We start from the raw sequence: 15,384 nt of genomic DNA, 5'->3' as shown, positions 1-15,384 counted from the left end.
GAAGCTTAGTAAAGATACCCTTTAATAATCAACCAATTAAAAAATTACGGACACGGGTTCAACCCCGCCAGCAAAAAAGAATGGCAAGTTTTATATCTTTTAAGGATAAAAATCTTAGCAATATGAAGCATTAATTAGAAGATGAAATGCTAATTTCATGCAGAATGCGATAACCCAGGTAACATCTATAACATCTTGTCGAAATAAATTGAACATTTCAATCAAATAACCCTCCTTTACTAATAACCACGACCTGCAATAATCCCATCTCGATATAGTAAACAAATGGAATTATAACATGACTAAATTACACTTATTATTAGTAATTGCTGTATTTGGAAGTGCAAGTGGAAATGCCTTAGCCTCTACGAATAATGAAGGCTATTATGGTGCTGCACGGCTCTCTAAGGTATGGCAAAAAGCAGATAATATGGACACCAGTAGTAGACCAGGCATTGGTCAATTTGTCTCTGGTGATGATAAAGATGATTTTTATAATGGCTCTTTAGCTGCTGGCTATCAATTTGGTAATGGTTGGCGTACAGAAGCGGAATATACTTTTAATAAAAAAGCAGAGTATACTAGTGGATCAACAACTTTCCCGACCAGCTTGAATCACCATAAAACAGAGTCCCAACGATTAATGCTAAATGCTTATCGTGATTATGAAATTTATCAGGGAGTTTCTATTTATGGAACCGCTGGTGTTGGTATCGCAAAAGTTAAATCGTCTGGATGGCAAGGAAATGTTTCACGTCAATACGCAAGTAACACTGATGCAAACTTGGTATATTCTCTCGGTGCTGGCGTCAGCTATGAACCTATTAATAAACTCAATCTTGACTTAGGCTACCGTTATGTGGATCTAGGTAAAATTGAAAGTGGCATGAACCGATTTGCTAATGCTCGAGGCTTACAAGACGAGCAAATGAAAGCACACCTTAAATCTCAAGAAGTTGTATTTGGTGTCAGATACTTATTTTAGTATTTTTATAGTGTTATCTCATTGGTATTGTCTCAAAAATAGCTAACTCTTGTTAGCTATTTTTAATTGTGGTGAATACGTTCAATTTTTGCCATTATTGCTCGAGTATTGCTTTATATGACGTTGGGTATCTTTCACGAATAGCTGTCTATGAAAACAACAAGCCATGTTTTATATTTTAAAAAATTCAGATTTGGGGTGCTATTGGCTTTGACTGGGAGCGTAATGTTCATTGAAGTACCTACAGAGCCGAACTCATACTAAAATAAGAAATAAAAAGTGTCTAAAAATACAGGAAAAAATATAATAATAGCTATACCTCAAGATATCATTTTGATATTTTTTGAAAAGAGAAATGATGTAGACCTTTTTGCGTTAAGATAAGGCCAAACATAACTTTATGATGTATAACCTGAAATAAACTATGAAAACATCCTTGCTATCAAATAAGACCACGCTAATCGTAATAATAGGATGGCTATTACTTTATTACGTAACAGGTGAAATCTCCGAAATACTTACACCAGAGAATTCAGATATTTCTGTTGTCTGGTTTCCTGCGGGAGTCGCAACAACCGCTTTTTTATGTATGCACAAGCGCCAATGGTTACCATTACTGATTGGCTTCGTTGTATTAAACTTGATTCTGAATGGCTTTGATAGTGAGCAAATCACCCTTTCACTTATATACGCCGCTCTGGCAGTACTTTCTTGTATTGCTATTGCTTGGATTGTCCGTAGGTATGCTCAACGAGGAGATGATCTGCAACTAATATTGTTATGGCTATCGGCAACAATAATTGTCAGTTTTGCAGATGCAGTTCTATTTTCTATCAGTTTGTATTGGCTTGATAATACATCACTTAATGATATTTTTTGGGATGGTTTTATTGCTGATATTACTGGCAACATCTTTGCCACAACAGTGATTATGGGGCTAATTAATACCCATTTCAAAAGGGTGGTGCCTTCTTTCAAAATTAATATAATTTGGGGAAGTATTGTTTTTATTCTTCTTATTATTAGCACTATATTAATATTCAATGATACTGCGATACAGATATACCATTCCTATTTTCATCATCATCGTAATACTGCTAAATTATCGCTACTCTGTATCCCTATTTTGCTTGCTGTTACCCTGTCTATGCTGTGGGGAAACAGAGGGGGATCAATAGCACTATTAATACTTGCCACTATTACAATCTATTACACTCGTAATCAGCACGGGCCTTTTTATCTTCATGGCCTATTTCGCCATGAGTCACTGTGGTTAATACAGGGGTATTTGACCGTCATATCATTATTAATGGTTTTTTTACGAGTTGTCGCTCGAAGTACTCATAGTATTGATGACACACAAGGGGCTTATAAACCGCAGCACCTAGTATATCAACTTAATCTAGATAATGGTGCTATAGAATGGGGAAATACAGATTGTTCATATCCGAAGGCTGATTTAACAACCCTTTCCGATCTAAGGCAAATTATGGAATCTATTCATCCTGACGACCGAGAAAAACTCGCTCGACATTGGGAACAAGAGCAGGCTCAAACCACTCTTCCAATAATAACCTTTTGTCTGAAAGATAAAGAAGGTCGTTGGTGGAATATAGAAGATCGTGGAAGTGTTATTTTTAGTCATAACAAACCAGTAATGATTGTTGGGAATTGGTTTATTTTGGGTGAAGTATCCTAAAATTGATGTAATAACAAAGGATAAGTGATGCTACAAATTGCATTATTACTTTTCGGTGCCGAATTTATCAGAGGAAAAGCACATTACCTCTGGGGGATTGGGCTCCTTTGGTGTTTTATTGGTATATTTATTTTCATCGATGGTGTTGATGGTATTCTTTTTTTTCCAATACATTTGTTTGGTATTCTATTGTTACTTGAAAGTCTGATCACATTAAGTGTCGCTTCAAGCGGAATTGGAACACAAAAAACGATACTTTTCTTTAAAGGTGGTCTATTTTTGTTCTGTGCATTGGTTATCTTGATTAATCAAACATATAGCAATGTATTATTGTCAGCAATGTTCGGTTTTGTTTTTTTTATTACCGGATTATTTGTTGTTGCATCAGCTTGGATCGTACGTTTTCCTGGATGGCAATTAATCCTATTATGGGGCGTAATTGAAATGCTGTTTGCCTTTTTTCTGTTTACCCATCACCAAGCAACAATTTCTTTTTTTATCGGTTTTTTGATGATAGGAAGTGGATTTGGATGCCTGAAGTTAGCATTTCGAGCCCGTCATATCCAACGAGGAACATCCATATTTGAACTGATGCGTCCTTTACCTGTGTCGTTTAAGAAAAAAGGGGCAATGCGACCCATAACAGAGACCCCACAATCTTCCACTATAAGTAGAGAAACTGAACAAGATACTATTTTGACTGTTCATATCTGGACCCCCGAAGGCTCCGCAAACCAACGCCCTGTACCACGGCCAATTATTAATCGTTATATTGCGGCTGTTGATTCTGAAGGAGTAATCTCGACGGGGCATGCATCCCTAGAACTCTACCCGCACCTCTATATCAGCTTATACCCTGAAGAAGATATTGATCGTTCTCCATCAGAGTTTTTCAGGCTACTAAAAGCAACCGCTGATAATAATGTTCCGGGGCGTTTCTTGCCTAATTATCAAACTGAAGCATCCGAATGGTGTGAATCTGACAGACAGATTGTTTTCAATGTTTATAACTATGCTTCTTTATTGAGTTTTTGGGAAAAATATCGCCAATACCCTATTTATAACCTAACATACCAAAACTGCTCCAGCAGTGTTGCATATGGTTTGGAGGCTGCATTAGATGGTGTTTTGTCTATGCAAAAGAGAAGTGATTTTATCGGGATTTTAAATGTACTTTGCATGCCAGAGTTATGGATTGCGGCTCAAATTCGTCGGCGTGCACTGATGATGGCATGGACCCCTGGATTAATTATGGATTATGCACGTGCTTTGCGGGCTATTGTACACCCAGTTCCAGTCCCTTGGTATAAACGCTTACTTAGGCGTTGAGTTTCATAGCCATTAGACATTTTTATCTCAAACATAGTTTAAAATTGTCATTTTGGAATGTTTGCTAAATAAGTTAAAGAGGTTTTTATGCTGAAAGTGTACGCAATCTTAATGGTGTCTATCATAGCTGAAACAACCGCGACAACCATGATGAAGGCGTCTGATGGGTTTACTAAGTTAGTACCCAGTATTATTGTCGTTATTGGTTATGCCATTTCTTTTTATGGATTATCCCAAGTTGTAAAAAGTATGAATATTGGTATCGCCTATGCGATATGGGCTGGAGCGGGAATATTTCTTGTTTCAGCATTATCATTTTTTGTTTATAAACAGAAACTTGATTTTCCAGCATTAATTGGTCTAGCATGCATTGCGCTGGGAATTGTTATTATCCAGCTGTTCTCTAAATCAATTACTCATTGAGTGTCGAAATTATTCAACAAGAATGGATTAAATAACGACATTAAGTTGCACACGTAACAAGATACATACCGACATTGAAACATTTTTTGTTACACCACGCTGGTGGTGTAACATCACTAGGAGAGGTATCCTCTCCTTTTAACTGATTCTATCAAGCAGTATAGCTTTCCGGTTCACTCCCCTCGTCGCTTTTGCCTATCCGTATTACAAAGAAAAAATCATTATTACAACCTCTGTGCCGTAATATATTTCATAAAGGTTATAGATTATACCAACTCATTAACCTCAGACCATCCATCGCAGAGATTATGATGAGCAACGATATTGCGTAAAATCAATCCATTGACCGCAGCTATCATGGCTACGTTTTGCGGCATCAATAAATGCCATCCCCTGTAGGCCTGTTTCAATACCTGGTAATAACGGTGATGCGCCGCTTCCCTTGCGTAAACGAGTTGCCGCCTCACGATAAACCTGAGCAAAACCCTCTAAATATCCTTCAGGATGCCCGGCTGGAACCCTTGACATCGCACGGTTTTCCTCCCATTGAGACATTGATCCCCGTGTCACACAATACATTGGCGAATCAAACGGCTTTAACCATAATTGATTAGGATTTTCTTGGGAAAATGAAAGACTCCCTTGGCTGCCATATATGCGTAGTCGCAGCCCGTTTTCTTCACCACAGGCCACTTGGCTCGCCCATAGACGCCCTTTTGCTCCGTTGTGATAACGCATTTGCACACGCACATCATCATCTAGCACTCTTCCAGGGATTATTGATGTGAGTTCCGCACAAATGGCCTCTGGCAACATCCCTGTGACAAATGAAGCTAACTGCCACGCATGAGTACCGATATCGCCTATACAGCCCGCTCCCGCTTTTTGTGGATCGGTACGCCAACTTGCTTGCTTGTTTTCAGTTTCCTCTAATCGTGTTGCTAGCCATTGCTGCAAATACTCCACTTCAATATAACGAATTTCTCCTAGTTCTCCTGCTAATATCCGGCTGCGCGCTTCACGAATTAACGGATAAGCACTGTAATTATGCGTGAGAATCAGTTGCCTACCCGTTTCTCGCACAACATCAGCAAGCTGCAAAGCTTCTGAGTATGATGTACACAATGGTTTATCACAGATAACGTCAATACCTGAGCGTAAAAATTCAACGGCAATAGGGGCATGCAAGTGATTAGGCGTGACAATCGCAACAACATCAATGCCATCATCACGTGCGACTTCACTTTGCACCATTTGCTGATAGCTGGCGTAGCATCGTTCAGGCGCAAGGTGCAGCCGTTCCCCTGTGCGTTTACCGTTTTCTTCATTCGAGGAAAATGCGCCTGCAACTAACTCAAACTCATCATCCATACGAGCCGCTAATCGATGCACGGCACCAATAAATGCACCTTCCCCGCCCCCAACCATTCCCAGCTTTAGTCTCATCGCCTTATCCTTTATTTATCACTTACGATCCCAAGTAATGCTCTGATTTGTTGAAGATTAGTATCTACCACTGCAAAATCATCAAAGGCATGATCAACCACTGGAATAATATGATTGGCGATAAAATCGGCTCCCTCTTTCGCCCCGGCATCTGGGGATTTAAGGCAACACTCCCATTCCATTGTAGCGACACCGGAAAAACCGTACTGAGTTAATTTGCTAAAAATAGATACAAAATCAATCTGACCATCCCCTAACGAGCGAAAACGCCCTGCACGCTCAACCCATGATTGATAACCGCCATAGACACCGCTACGGCCATTTGGTGTATATTCCGCATCTTTGACATGAAATGCGCGAATGCGTTGGTGATAGCAATCAATAAACGCAAGATAATCCATCTGCTGGAGCAATAAATGACTTGGATCGTAGAGAATATGGCAACGCGGGTGGTTATCGACAAGGCCGAGAAAACGCTCAAATGTCACGCCGTCGTGTAAGTCTTCCCCTGGATGCAACTCGTAACATACATCGACGCCACACTCGTCAAACACATTCAGAATAGGTAACCAACGCAGCGCAAGTTCAGCAAATGCTTCATCAAATAACTGTGCATTGTGAGGGGGCCAAGGGTAAAAATAAGGCCACGCCAGTGCGCCTGAGAAAGTCACGTGTGTAACTAGCCCTAGGCGCTGAGAGGCTTTTGCCGCTTTGATGAGTTGCTCCACCGCCCACTGCTGGCGCTTTTGAGGATTACCTCTGACACTCACTGGGGCAAAACCATCAAAAACAGTGTCATACGCTGGATGTACCGCAATCAATTGGCCTTGTATATGAGTCGATAACTCACTGATCTGAATACCATATTGCTGTAACATGGCAACCAACTCATCGCAATAAGTTTGGCTTGTGGCTGCCAAGTCTAAATCAAAGATACGTGGGTCGATCGTTGGCACTTGAATATATGTAAAACCTAGGCTTGATGCCCATTCAGCAAGGCTTTCTAATGAGTTAAAAGGGGCTTTCTCACCAATAAATTGTGCTAGAAAAATACCTGGACCTTGGATTGTTTTCATGACTCACTCCCTAAAATCACAGTGCGCTGTGTACGCACAGTTTCATCCGCAGCAAGAACAATTCGCAAGCTATTGAGTGCGTCTTGTAAATGCTGTTCTAATGAAAATTGTTCCGTAATCGCTTGAATAAAATAACGTTGTTCACTTAGGCACAGTGCCAAATGGTCTGGCTCATCTTGGCAGTCAACCCAACGGTCAGGATGTTTAAAAGCATTGTTTTTATCAAGCTCTGCATAATGAATACGTAAAGAGTCAGTGCGTGTGTGCCCATCAACATTGTCGCTATTTCCTTCTCCATGCCGAGCCATTATCGAAACCGCACCGCGAGGGCCTATAACATCTTTGATAAAATACGCCGTTTCGCTGATCATTGGTCCCCAACCCGCTTCATACCAACCCACTGAGCCATCATCAAAACGAACCTGTAATTGACCGTAGTTATACATATTGTCTGGTAATTCATCGGTCAATCTTGCGCCAATAGCGCTGACACTCACTGGTTGAGCTTGTGTCATTTGGCACATCACATCTAAATAATGAACGCCGCAGTCAACTATCGGTGATAGTGATTGCATCAAGTTACGGTGTACATCCCACATCTGACCATGGCTTTGTTGATTCAAATTCATTCTCATCACTAATGGCTTACCCAGCTCATGCGCTAGATGAATGAATTGTTGCCACGATGGGTGATGACGCAAAATATAACCGACCACCACTTGTCGATGGGCTTGTTTAGCCGCAGCAATGACACGCTTAGCCCCTTCAACCGTAGTGGCTAATGGCTTTTCAATAAACACATGACAGCCTGCCTTGAGTGCTAGCAATGCATAAGCTTCATGAGTATCAGGGTATGTCGTTAAGCAAACCGCATCTGGTTGCGTTGCTTTTAATGCCTGTTCGTAATTATCAAACGTGGCATATTCACCACCTAAATGTTCATTGAGAATGTCTTTTGAATGACCACGAGCCACCAGCCCGCAGATATCAACCCCTTCCATTCGGTGGTAAGCCTCTGCATGAGAGGCTCCCATATTGCCGCAACCAACGACTAAGACGCGTAAATTAGCCATCTTATTTCTCCTCCACTGGCTTTTCTCTATAGTTGAACGTGAAGAAGAACAATGCGGCAATCAGTAACGCACCAATCGCTGGGTACCACCAAAAACTTTGCCATTGAGGCAGAGCCGCTGCGCCTTCCGTTGTGACAATGCTATTGAACAGCATTCCACTGATTTGTGAACCAATTAACATCCCCACGCCATAGGTAAACAAGACCAGCAAGCTCTGCGCCTGCCCTTTTACTTTCTCACCAGCAACTTTGTCTGTATAGATAAAACCAATAACAAAGAAGAAGTCATAACACATACCATGTAAGAAAATACCGATATAAATCATCCAGCGCAGTTCTTCAGCAATCCCTAAGGCAAACATGACATAACGTAAGCACCAAGATAGCATCCCAATCAGCAACATCACTTTGATACCAAGACGAGCAAAGAAGAATGGTATCAATAACATAAAGAACAGTTCTGACATCTGCCCTAAAGACATCACGCCACCAACGTTAGTAAATCCTGTCGCCGCAACAAATGGCGCCGCATAGGCATAGTAAGCCGCCAATGGGATAGAGATCAGCATTGCACAAATGATGAAAACTAAGAAATGACGTTGCTTGAGCATGGCAAACGCATCTGCGCATAACAAGTCGCGCATCGCAACAGGTTTACCACGCTCTGGTGCTGGCGTGTGTGGTAATGTAAAGCTGTAAATCGCTAGTACCAACGAAGCTACTGCCGCCAAGGTGAAAATTTCTGTACTATCTGATAACCCTGTTGAACCGACAATCAGCCCCGCAACAATCCAACCAAATGTACCGAATGCACGCACAACTGGGAACGCTTTCTCACTGTTCGGTAAACTATAAAAGGCAACGTTGTTACTAAGAGCAATAGTTGGCATATAGCAAAGCATATAACCAAAGATTATCCATAACAGACCGCTATGATCCCCCGTAAAGTAACTTGGGATCATCCATAACAAACCGGCACCGATGAGATGCAGCACGCCAAGCACTTTTTGTGATGCAAAAAAACGGTCAACCACCATCCCTAGTACAAAAGGAGATAAAATAGAGGCGATGGGCCCTGTCGAATAGGCATCACCAATAATTGCTGATAAACCATATTTCCCCATGACAACCCCTAGCGTGACATACCATGCCCCCCACACAAAAAATTGAAGGAACATCATTAACGCCAATCGCGGTACTACCCATACATGGGCAGTATTTTTACCGCCTTGAGCAAGACTATTTGTACCCATAAGACCCCCAATAATTTCTATTTTTTATTAGCCACTTTCAGGTAAAAAGGACGGCATAACCACGCAGCTTGGTTTCTGCGCATAACCTTTGGCTTGCGCAAGATGCAGTTCACAAATTCGACCGCCCCATCGCAATAGCGCTTGGCACAGTGCGCTTCGCTCTGTGGGAACTAAAACGACTGGCTTCGCACCACGATGATGTTTGTCTAGCATCCAACCGAGTAAATCCAGCGCTATCTCATCACGATAGCTGCAGCCGGGCCCTAACATCCTCGATGCGGGGTGTGCGATAGAGGCAAGATAACCTTCGATGCGCTGGTTATGTTCCCAGACTGCAATTCGCCATAACCCGCTGGTGTCATTTAAAAAATATTCAATATCCCGCTGACGACTAATACCTAATGAATCCGCTTCCAATTGTAAAATAGCCGGTAAGTCTTCGGTTCGAGCATCTCGCACAATTCCTTTGGTCAAGCGAGGGAGATTCACGCCTTGCTCTGGTACTGAAATCACCATGTCTTGGTAAATTGCATAAGGTGTAAAACCGCCGCGGCGATAAAGAGAATAAGAGTCTAAATTCAGGGCACTTGAAATTAAGCGAATGGGTAAATTTCCGGCTAATTCATCCGCTTTGGACAGTAATTTCTTTGCAATACCCTGCCCAAATGCGTCGGGATGGACATTCATAATCCCAAGGCCCAAATGTGTTTCTCGTGGGTGAAAAAAACACGAGCCAAGAATATTGAGTTGTGAATCACGAGCTACCCAGTGGTAATCAGGATCAAGTTGTTGGTATACATCAACAAATAAATGGCACTCTTCAGGCGCAGACTGAAATATTGCGCCTAAACCATGTTGTTGATACCAGACATTCGTTGAGTGATAAATCAAATGCGCGACTTCACTCCGATCAGCGCATTTCGCAAGCTGTAGTTGTATATCCATTCATTACCTCTCATGTTTTATTGTTTATAAAATGAGGCTTTTCACTAAATGGCAGCTAAATCCAAAAATGAAATCGATTACATTTTTACTGAAATCGATTTCATTTATAAAATATAGCCAAATTGTTTCTTTCAGCAACTAGCTGAATGGTTCAATAATGATCTAAAAGATAAATTTGCAATCTGCATCACAAGTTGATTGTATCAATCGTACTTTTCATCGCGATGTTGCATACTGTGCATGGCAATAGACAAAAGGAAAAGTGAACAATGTCGATAGAAAAAGTGGCGAAAATTGCAGGAGTCTCTGCCGCAACGGTTTCACGGGTATTGAATGATCAACATATTGTAAAACCCGCAACTCGAGATAAAGTTCTTGCCGCCATCGCTCAGTGTAATTATCAACCTAATTTATTAGCGCGCCAGCTACGTACCTCGCGTAGTCGCATGCTATTGGTACTGGTGTCTAATATCACTAACCCCTTTTGTTCATTGGTTGTACGTGGTATTGAAGAAGAAGCGGAACGCCACGGCTATCATATTTTGTTATGTAATTCTGAATCCAATCCAACGCGTGAATCCGCTTATCTAAGTTTACTCAGAGGTAAGGTTGTTGATGGCGTCATCACTATGGATGCTGTGAGTTGTTTACCGGGGCTTACTGATATGATTGGGGATTTTCCGTGGGTGCAGTGTGGTGAAGGGGATCCAGAATTTCGTGCTTCTTCTGTTACTATTGATAATTCACAAGCCGCTAGCGCAGGCGTTTATCATTTAGCAGCGAAAAATCGCCAACGCATTGCATTAATTAACAGTGATATGCGTTACCTCTATTCGCAACAACGGGAACAAGGGTACCGAAAAGCACTCGCTGAACTTGGCTTTGAATATTGTAAAATCGAGTATGTAGAAGAATTAGATTACACCGCGGGGGCGAAGGCCATGGAAAAGTTACTGCAAAATGCGCCCAAACCCGATGCTGTATTCGCGATTTCTGATGTCATCGCAGGCGGTGCAATGAGTGTTTTGCATCAGCAGGGATTGCATATTCCGAATGATATTGCTGTGTTAGGGTTTGATGGTGTGCCCTTCGGTGAAGTAACCACACCGCCATTAAGTACCATTGTGCAGCCGATGCATCAATTTGGCATCCGTAGCGTTCAACTACTACTCAATAAAATTAAGCACCCGCAACTCGATGACAGCCATGAAATCCTCGAATGGCAATTAATTGAACGCGGCTCAACTTAACTCACTTTTTTACCTCCATTCTGGGGCTGTGATATTGAAATAATACGGATAAGAAACGACGCTATAATTTTTCTAGTGAAGCGGTTTTGTCTCCTGTATCAACCCATATTTTGATCAATACAGAAGTCGTACCTTCGTTAACAACCTTCAATGCAACACTACCCAAAATTCATTGTTTAGTGTTAGTTAGCTCGCCTTGAGTAAGGCTTTAACTAACCACATTTACACCATAAATTATGACTTGATTTTATTCATCGCCATCAGCAATAAAAAATATCCACCACCTAAAATAGCGACAAAAATTCCAGCCGCAATCTGTGTTGGATAAATAATAATTTGGCCTAGCCAATCTGCCCAAACCATTAATATACTGCCGATCAACCCACTAATAATAAGTTGTTGTTTCGCCTTTTTAGCGCCAACTAAAAAAGCCATATGGGGTGCAACTAAACCAAGAAATGCAATGGGGCCAACAGTGGAAGTGACAAAGGCACACAATAATGCAACTAAGATTAATAGCAATATAGTCGCTAATTGTGAATTTAGTCCTCTTCCCTGTGCAAATGTTCGACTAATTGATAATAAAACTAGCCAACGATTTAACGTGATCGCTAATATAGTTAACACAACAACACTGATTGAAAAAATAATGGCCTGTTGCCCTTCCACACGATAAGTTGAGCCTGAAAGCCATAATAATATCCGATAGCTACTCAATGTCCCTTGAGCTAAAAAGAACTGAACAAAAGCTTCTAACGTTGCCGTTAGGCAGATCCCTGTCAAAATTAAACTTGCTGGTGCGTATTGGTGCCGTTTACCTAGATATAACAATATTCCTAATACAATCAGGCTCCCGATTAAAGCAACACCCCAAAATGAGGTTTGAATAGCCGTGCCTAATAGTAGGCTAAATAGAACGAGTGCCGCTGTAGCCCCTGAAGAAACCCCCAAAATGTCTGGGCTGGCCAACGGGTTATAAATAATCCTTTGTAATAAAACCCCCGCAATACTCAAGGCTAATCCAGCAAATGTCGCCGCTAATAAACGAGGCCATTTAATATCCCATTGAAAACTTGACGGCAGTTGCCAATAATATTGTTCACCATTCGTTTGTAAGCAAAGGGAAAATACAACTCCACTTACTAACAATAAAATAAGAATAGATACCGTGGTTTTAGAAAGTATTATTTTTGTTGGTAATAACCCTATCGATAATTGATCTTGGGCTGTCATTGTTCGGCGGCTAAACCAGATCAATAAAGGAGCACCAATAGCAGCTGTCATTACACCCGTAGGAACCACAATATTAAGATAATTTGTTAGTGCGATTGCCCCGCTGTCTGCAAGAAGCAATAAAATAGCCCCTACAACTGCACTATTTAATAACTCTTGCCTTGTACTCATATTACCCATTCGCCGTACTATATTTGGAGCTAATAAACCAATAAAACTAATAACCCCTACAGTTGAAATAGTCGCCGCTACTAACCAAGATGCTAAAACAATAAAAAGTAAAAAAGTTGGTAAAACGGATAAGCCTCGAGCTTTTGCCCCCTCATGGCCTAATTTCAATAATGTCAAAATACGTGGGGCGAAACAGATAATAATAATAACAGGGAACAATAAAGGTAATAAACCAACCACTTTTTGCCAACCATCTTGCGCTAAATTTCCTGCTCCCCACATAAAAATATTTTGTGCAAATTGCGAATTTAATGTAATTAATGCAGTCGCTATAGCACCAAACAAAATATTTATGACCATTCCTGAAACAACTAACGGAATGCCTGTCATATTACGAATACCTGCAATTAATATTACTAAACCAAATGCAAGTAATGCTCCCACCATCGCAGCTAGCGTTTGATATAACCCAATCTCGTTACTAAACCAAATATTGACGACCACTAATGCTAACCAAGCACCTGATGATGAACCTAACGTTAGTGGTGAAGTAAGATTATTTTGTGTTAATTGCTGCATCAAACTGCCCAATAAACCAAAAGTTGCTCCCACTAATAATGCCATAGCAAGGCGTGGTAATTGGCCATATAAATAAAAATAATCAGCAAATGTATCGGCTGAAGCTGGATGGATAACTAAAAATAATTGCTGACTGAGTGTAACCCCAGGTTCGAGCTGAAGGTTAATCAGCGCGACCACCATTAATACAAAAAATAGTATTGAGTGCTGTTTAGTTGTCATTATGAGGAGCAACCTGTAATAAGCTTTCTGTTAATGCTTCCGCCATTAATTGCAAGGAAAAGACACCACCATAATTCCAAACGGGACGAACACTATTTATCCGCCCTTGTTTAACAAAAGGCATCGACTGCCATAATATGGAATCATTCAGTTTTTTTTCTTCTACAAATGGTTTGATGTATAACACGTACCCATCATTTATAAACTGCAATGAATTTATTCGTCTCTGCTCTATTCCCCAAGGACGTGCGGGGACTAAAATAGCAGGCTTTAATGCAAGCTGTTCAAGAACATAATTGAGTGTTGAATTCTCAGTATAAAGAAAAATAGTGCTTAAACTTGAAAACCGGATAACAGCAATATCTGGTTTCGTGGAAAAAGCTCGTTCAAGCTGTGATCTTAATTCAGCAAAACGTTTATCCATTTTCATTAGATATTCATCAGCAAAAGAGGTCTTGTCAAATAAGCGAGCCAACGTTTTAAAATGCGCAATGGCTACAAGCCCTGAGTCATCTTGGCGTGCAAAATTTGATAAATAAACGACTGGCGCTATTTTTTCCAATAAAGGCAGTAAATCTTCTTGCGCGCTACTTGCAATAATAACATCAGGTTTCAATGCGGCAATTTGCTCTAAATTAGGTTCAGCCCGGGTTCCTACCTCTTTGACTGAAGAAGGAACAACAGGGTCAACAACCCATTGCTGGTAACTCTCTAATTCCGTGGCGCCAACAGGTGTGACTTCAAGCGTTAATAGCTGTTCCAGCAAATCCCAATCTAAAACCACAACGCGCTGAGGCGGCGAATTGAACTCGACAATACCACGACTGTCCGTAACAGAATAAGCCCGTGTATAAAATGAGCATAATAATGTACTTGTTAATAAAATAAGGCCAAGCAAATTGATTCTTAAGCGCATACGATAGCAACCCTATGATGTTCTGACTCGGGAAAACTAGGGTGTGGTATTAATTTAATCGGAGTATCGTAGAGTGACGATAGCCTTGCTTCATCATGGAGAAGAACGCTTTTTCCCTCAAATTCTATTTTCCCTTTTTTTAATGCCACGATGTGTGTTGCATACCGTAAAGAAAGGTTGAGGTCATGAAGGATCACAATCACACCAATCCCATGAACTTTATTAAGCTCACTCAATAAATTCATTAACTGGTATTGATGGTGAATATCTAATGCAGAAGTCGGTTCATCCAGTATTAAAACTGGTGATTGTTGAGCAAGTAACATGGCAACCCATGCGCGCTGGCGCTCTCCACCAGACAAGTTGTCCGCTAAGTTCGCGGAAAACCCCTCAACCCCAGCTTTCTCCATCGCTTGTTGGATAATAATTTCATCGTCAGCTTGCCAGCGACCAAGTGCACCTCGCCACGGAAAACGCCCTAACCGCACAAGTTCTTTCACAGACAGCCCCGCTGAGGCTGGCAGTTTTTGTGGTAAATATGCGATTTTCTGCGCTAATTCTTTCGTTTTATATTGAGAAAGACTCGTGCCATTTAAATCAATTTGCCCGCTATCCGGTGCCATCTGCCCAGAAAGGAGATTAACCAGTGTAGATTTTCCTGAACCATTATGACCAAGAACCACTGTGAGTTCTGTTGTGGGTATATTTAACGAATCTATAGATAAAATAGAACGATGATCGCGAACGATATTAATATTTGCTAATCGAAACATAGAAAGGACTCA

13 protein-coding genes are annotated in these 15,384 nt (G+C 41.0%); 5 read left to right on the top strand and 8 right to left on the bottom strand.

The genetic code is table 11. The features are described from left to right. The first annotated feature begins 298 nt into the window (after nucleotides 1-298). The 4 genes from M1F26_RS06595 (at nucleotide 299) to M1F26_RS06580 (ending at nucleotide 4,436) form a co-directional block, all read left to right on the top strand. Nucleotides 299-985, top strand: coding sequence for an outer membrane protein (locus tag M1F26_RS06595; RefSeq protein WP_140170924.1), 687 nt, complete (start codon nucleotides 299-301; stop codon nucleotides 983-985). A gap of 424 nt (nucleotides 986-1,409) precedes the next feature. Continuing rightward, entirely contained in the window at nucleotides 1,410-2,684 is a 1,275-nt protein-coding gene (locus tag M1F26_RS06590) for an MASE1 domain-containing protein (RefSeq protein WP_200129322.1), read from the top strand. 27 nt (nucleotides 2,685-2,711) lie between these two features. Further along, the gene (locus M1F26_RS06585) at nucleotides 2,712-4,013 is read left to right on the top strand and encodes an HdeD family acid-resistance protein (RefSeq protein ID WP_004912893.1); all 1,302 of its coding nucleotides are present in this window, start codon (nucleotides 2,712-2,714) and stop codon (nucleotides 4,011-4,013) included. Nucleotides 4,014-4,103: 90 nt separating this feature from the next. Beyond that, a complete protein-coding gene (locus M1F26_RS06580; RefSeq protein ID WP_371021498.1) occupies nucleotides 4,104-4,436 on the top strand; it encodes a DMT family transporter in 333 nt (110 codons plus the stop codon). Nucleotides 4,437-4,742: 306 nt separating this feature from the next. On the opposite strand, the gene M1F26_RS06575 is transcribed toward M1F26_RS06580, so the two are convergent. From M1F26_RS06575 to M1F26_RS06555, 5 genes are read right to left on the bottom strand one after another with little or no spacing between them, the layout of a single operon-like run. After that, a complete protein-coding gene (locus tag M1F26_RS06575) occupies nucleotides 4,743-5,882 on the bottom strand; it encodes a Gfo/Idh/MocA family protein (RefSeq protein ID WP_140170926.1) in 1,140 nt (379 codons plus the stop codon). An 11-nt stretch (nucleotides 5,883-5,893) separates the two neighbouring features. Next, nucleotides 5,894-6,958 (bottom strand): sugar phosphate isomerase/epimerase family protein, encoded by a 1,065-nt coding sequence (locus M1F26_RS06570; protein ID WP_140170927.1) that lies wholly within the window; start codon nucleotides 6,956-6,958, stop codon nucleotides 5,894-5,896. Then, nucleotides 6,955-8,031: a Gfo/Idh/MocA family oxidoreductase gene (locus tag M1F26_RS06565; protein WP_140170928.1), complete on the bottom strand. Its 1,077-nt coding sequence runs from the start codon at nucleotides 8,029-8,031 to the stop codon at nucleotides 6,955-6,957. Before M1F26_RS06565 ends, M1F26_RS06570 begins: the two co-directional genes overlap by 4 nt. Before the next feature lies 1 nt (nucleotide 8,032). Continuing rightward, on the bottom strand, nucleotides 8,033-9,283 hold the full coding sequence (locus tag M1F26_RS06560; RefSeq protein ID WP_140170929.1) for an MFS transporter: 1,251 nt from the start codon (nucleotides 9,281-9,283) through the stop codon (nucleotides 8,033-8,035). A 27-nt stretch (nucleotides 9,284-9,310) separates the two neighbouring features. After that, nucleotides 9,311-10,228, bottom strand: a complete 918-nt coding sequence (locus M1F26_RS06555) for a GNAT family N-acetyltransferase (RefSeq protein ID WP_140170931.1) — start codon at nucleotides 10,226-10,228, stop codon at nucleotides 9,311-9,313. A gap of 269 nt (nucleotides 10,229-10,497) precedes the next feature. On the opposite strand from M1F26_RS06555, the gene M1F26_RS06550 reads away from it, so the two are divergent. After that, on the top strand, nucleotides 10,498-11,478 hold the full coding sequence (locus M1F26_RS06550; RefSeq protein ID WP_004261663.1) for a LacI family DNA-binding transcriptional regulator: 981 nt from the start codon (nucleotides 10,498-10,500) through the stop codon (nucleotides 11,476-11,478). Nucleotides 11,479-11,712: 234 nt separating this feature from the next. Here M1F26_RS06550 and fhuB read toward each other — a convergent pair whose 3' ends face one another. The 3 genes from fhuB to M1F26_RS06535 are packed head-to-tail and all read right to left on the bottom strand — an operon-like array spanning nucleotide 11,713 to nucleotide 15,372. After that, nucleotides 11,713-13,683 carry a Fe(3+)-hydroxamate ABC transporter permease FhuB gene (gene fhuB / locus M1F26_RS06545; RefSeq protein WP_140170932.1) on the bottom strand — a complete coding sequence of 657 codons (1,971 nt, stop codon included), beginning with the start codon at nucleotides 13,681-13,683 and terminating at the stop codon, nucleotides 11,713-11,715. Beyond that, nucleotides 13,673-14,599, bottom strand: a complete 927-nt coding sequence (locus M1F26_RS06540) for an iron-siderophore ABC transporter substrate-binding protein (protein ID WP_140170934.1) — start codon at nucleotides 14,597-14,599, stop codon at nucleotides 13,673-13,675. Before M1F26_RS06540 ends, fhuB begins: the two co-directional genes overlap by 11 nt. Continuing rightward, nucleotides 14,590-15,372 carry an ABC transporter ATP-binding protein gene (locus M1F26_RS06535; RefSeq protein WP_004261670.1) on the bottom strand — a complete coding sequence of 261 codons (783 nt, stop codon included), beginning with the start codon at nucleotides 15,370-15,372 and terminating at the stop codon, nucleotides 14,590-14,592. The genes M1F26_RS06540 and M1F26_RS06535 overlap by 10 nt, the downstream gene beginning before the upstream one ends. Nucleotides 15,373-15,384 lie beyond the last annotated feature (12 nt).

Origin of the sequence: Providencia sp. PROV048, from assembly GCF_033688165.1 — a bacterium.
Taxonomy (GTDB): domain Bacteria; phylum Pseudomonadota; class Gammaproteobacteria; order Enterobacterales; family Enterobacteriaceae; genus Providencia; species Providencia hangzhouensis.
The sequence above is the reverse complement of the archived record's forward strand: the minus strand, read 5'-3'. Positions and strand labels throughout refer to the sequence as shown.

Coding starts and splice junctions, on each gene's coding strand:
- M1F26_RS06595 (WP_140170924.1), top strand. CDS start 299: ATGACTAAATTACACTTATTATTAGTAATTGCTGTATTTGGAAGTGCA.
- M1F26_RS06590 (WP_200129322.1), top strand. CDS start 1,410: ATGAAAACATCCTTGCTATCAAATAAGACCACGCTAATCGTAATAATA.
- M1F26_RS06585 (WP_004912893.1), top strand. CDS start 2,712: ATGCTACAAATTGCATTATTACTTTTCGGTGCCGAATTTATCAGAGGA.
- M1F26_RS06575 (WP_140170926.1), bottom strand. CDS start 5,882: ATGAGACTAAAGCTGGGAATGGTTGGGGGCGGGGAAGGTGCATTTATT.
- M1F26_RS06570 (WP_140170927.1), bottom strand. CDS start 6,958: ATGAAAACAATCCAAGGTCCAGGTATTTTTCTAGCACAATTTATTGGT.
- M1F26_RS06565 (WP_140170928.1), bottom strand. CDS start 8,031: ATGGCTAATTTACGCGTCTTAGTCGTTGGTTGCGGCAATATGGGAGCC.
- M1F26_RS06560 (WP_140170929.1), bottom strand. CDS start 9,283: ATGGGTACAAATAGTCTTGCTCAAGGCGGTAAAAATACTGCCCATGTA.
- M1F26_RS06555 (WP_140170931.1), bottom strand. CDS start 10,228: ATGGATATACAACTACAGCTTGCGAAATGCGCTGATCGGAGTGAAGTC.
- M1F26_RS06550 (WP_004261663.1), top strand. CDS start 10,498: ATGTCGATAGAAAAAGTGGCGAAAATTGCAGGAGTCTCTGCCGCAACG.
- fhuB (WP_140170932.1), bottom strand. CDS start 13,683: ATGACAACTAAACAGCACTCAATACTATTTTTTGTATTAATGGTGGTC.
- M1F26_RS06540 (WP_140170934.1), bottom strand. CDS start 14,599: ATGCGCTTAAGAATCAATTTGCTTGGCCTTATTTTATTAACAAGTACA.
- M1F26_RS06535 (WP_004261670.1), bottom strand. CDS start 15,372: ATGTTTCGATTAGCAAATATTAATATCGTTCGCGATCATCGTTCTATT.